Annotated in this window: 2 protein-coding genes; both read left to right on the forward strand. The window is 72.5% G+C overall.

The features are described 5' to 3' along the window. Positions 1-42: 42 nt before the first annotated feature. A complete protein-coding gene (locus ACTIE9_RS03065) occupies positions 43-1,743 on the forward strand; it encodes an alpha-keto acid decarboxylase family protein (RefSeq protein WP_439564103.1) in 1,701 nt (566 codons plus the stop codon). Further along, a partial coding sequence (locus ACTIE9_RS03070; RefSeq protein ID WP_439564104.1) for a Glu/Leu/Phe/Val dehydrogenase dimerization domain-containing protein occupies positions 1,740-1,949 on the forward strand: 210 nt, incomplete at its 3' end. The genes ACTIE9_RS03065 and ACTIE9_RS03070, both read left to right, overlap by 4 nt.

A 1,949-nucleotide genomic window follows, 5' to 3' on the forward strand; every position in this document is an offset into this window, starting at 1 on the left:
TGATCTTGTCGTGAGCATCCACCAGGGGCCACTCTTCTCGTCATGGTGACCAATGACGAGACCATCAGTATCGGCCAGTACCTCGCCGCCCGCCTCGTGCAGTGCGGCGGATCGCACGCCTTCGGAATTCCCGGCGACTTCACCCTGAGCCTGCTCGACGAGATGCTGAGCGACGACCGCCTCACGTGGATCGGCTCGAGCAACGAGCTCAACGCCGCCTACGCCGCCGACGGCTTCGCGCGCGTCGGCCGCACCATCGCGAGCGTCGTCACGACCTACGGCGTCGGCGAGCTCAGCGCCATCAACGGCATCGCCGGCGCCTTCGCCGAAGACGTTCCCGTCATCTCGATCGTCGGCATGCCCGCGACGGGCGCGCTCGGCAGCGGCGCCCTGCTGCACCACAGCCTGCTCGACGGCGACCACGAGCACTTCGTGCGCGCCTTCCGCGAGGTCACGGCGGCTCAGACCGTGCTCACCGCCGAGACGGCCACGGCCGAGATCGACCGCGTGCTGACCGTCGCGCTCACCTCGAGCAAGCCCGTGTACCTCGGGGTGCCCACCGACGTCGCGGTCGCGCGGGTGAGCGCGGCCGGGCTGGCCGAGCCGATCCGCGCGAGGGGCAGCGAGCCGGGGGCCCTCGCCGCCTTCGAGCGCGCGCTGGCGCAGCGGTTCGCGGGGGAGGCCGCGGTGACGGTGCTGGCCGGGCCGCGCATCCACCGTCGCGGGGTCGAGGGTCGTGTGGCCGCGCTCGCCGACCTGCCCGGGGTGCGCATCGCCAGCCAGGTGGGCTCGAAAGCCGTCATCGACGAAGACCACCCGGCCAGTCTCGGCACCTACATGGGCGCCATCACGCAGACCGAGCGCGCCCGCCGCGCCGTCGACGAGGCCGACCTGCTCGTCATGGTCGGCACGGTCGTGAGCGACTTCACGACGGGCTTCTTCACACAGGCCTTCGACCCGACCGCGGCCGTCGAGCTCGCCCTCGACCACGCGCGCATCGGCTACGCCGTCTACCCCGAGGTGCGGCTCGACGACGCGCTCGAGGTGCTCGCGCGCGTGACCGCCGCGGCGGGGTTCGCGCCCGCCGAGGCGATCGAGGTGCCCGACCTCGCCGCACCTGCGGCCGCCGACGATGCGGCGCCCCTCGACCACGCGATCTTCTGGCACGAGCTGCAGGGCTGGCTGCCGCGCGAGACGACGGTCGTCGCCGAGGCCGGCACCTCGTTCTACGGCGCTCTCGACCTCCGCCTGCCCGAGCGCAGCGACCTGCTCGGCCAGCCCGTGTGGTCGTCGATCGGATACACGATCCCGGCCATGCTCGGCGCGGGCCTCGCCCGCCGCGACCGCCGGCCCGTGCTCATCATCGGCGATGGCGCCGCGCAGCTCACCGTGCAAGAGCTCGGGCAGGTGTTCCACCACGGGCTCGCGCCGGTCATCCTGCTCATCGACAACGCCGGGTATACCGTCGAGCGCATGATCCAGAGCCCGAATGCCGTGTACCAAGACATCGTGCCGTGGAACTGGCGGCTCATCCCCGCCGCGCTCGGCGGATCGCGCGTACGCGTGCTCGACGCGACGACGGCGGGCGAGCTGCGCGAGGCGCTCGCCGTCGCCGGGTCGGCCGCGGATGACGCCCTGTTCGTGCGCGTGCAGCTGCCGCGCGACGACGCCCCGCGCCTGCTCGTCGAGCTCACGCAGCGCCTCGCCACCCGACCCGCCGAGAGCGTCAAGGAGCTCGCATGACCACCGCCGCACCTCTTCCTGACTTCACGCACGAACGCGTCACGACCGTCACGGGCGAGCGCTCGGGGCTGCACATCACCGTCGCGCTGCACTCGAGCGCGATCGGCCCCGCCCTCGGCGGCTGCCGGCTGTGGACCTACGAGCACTGGCTCGACGGCGTCGCCGACGCCATGCGGCTCGGCCAGGCCATGACGATGAAGAACGCG

The organism is Microcella sp. (assembly GCF_051860105.1).
Lineage (GTDB): Bacteria > Actinomycetota > Actinomycetes > Actinomycetales > Microbacteriaceae > Microcella.

Coding starts and splice junctions, on each gene's coding strand:
- ACTIE9_RS03065 (WP_439564103.1), top strand. CDS start 43: ATGGTGACCAATGACGAGACCATCAGTATCGGCCAGTACCTCGCCGCC.